At 64.7% G+C, this 518-nt stretch carries 1 pseudogene; it reads left to right on the top strand.

From position 1 onward, the window contains the following. Window positions 1-518 (top strand): annotated as a pseudogene (locus ACFC3J_RS23035) (ATP-binding protein); the annotation flags it as partial.

The raw sequence follows: 518 nt of genomic DNA, 5'->3' as shown, positions 1-518 counted from the left end.
GCGTGGGCCCGGCGATCACGGTGGAGACCATCGCTGCGGGTGGATTGTGGAACACCTTCGTGGACATCGGCCAGCTGGAGAATGCCCTGCTGAACCTGTGCATCAATGCCCGTGACGCCATGCCGCACGGCGGGCGGCTGACCATCGAGACGGCCAACCGCTGGCTGGACGACATCGCCGCCATGCAGCGTGGCGTGCAACCAGGCCAGTACGTGTCGTTGTGCGTGAGTGATACCGGCACCGGCATGTCTTCGATCCTTTCTTCACCACCAAGCCGACCGGGCAGGGCACGGGGCTGGGACTATCCATGGTGTATGGTTTTGCCGGGCAGTCCGGCGGGGCCGTACGCATTTATTCAGAACTGGGGCAGGGGGCGACGCTCTGCATCTATCTGCCGCGTCACCTGGGTGAAGCCGGAGAAGACGCGTTGCCGCAGTCCGACGAGAACATGGTCGCGACCGCGCCGGGCAGCAAGACCATCCTGGTCGTCGATGACGAGCCGCTGGTGCGCATGGTCA

Source organism: Sphingobium sp., from assembly GCF_041987595.1.
Lineage (GTDB): Bacteria > Pseudomonadota > Alphaproteobacteria > Sphingomonadales > Sphingomonadaceae > Sphingobium.
The sequence above is the reverse complement of the archived record's forward strand: the minus strand, read 5'-3'. Positions and strand labels throughout refer to the sequence as shown.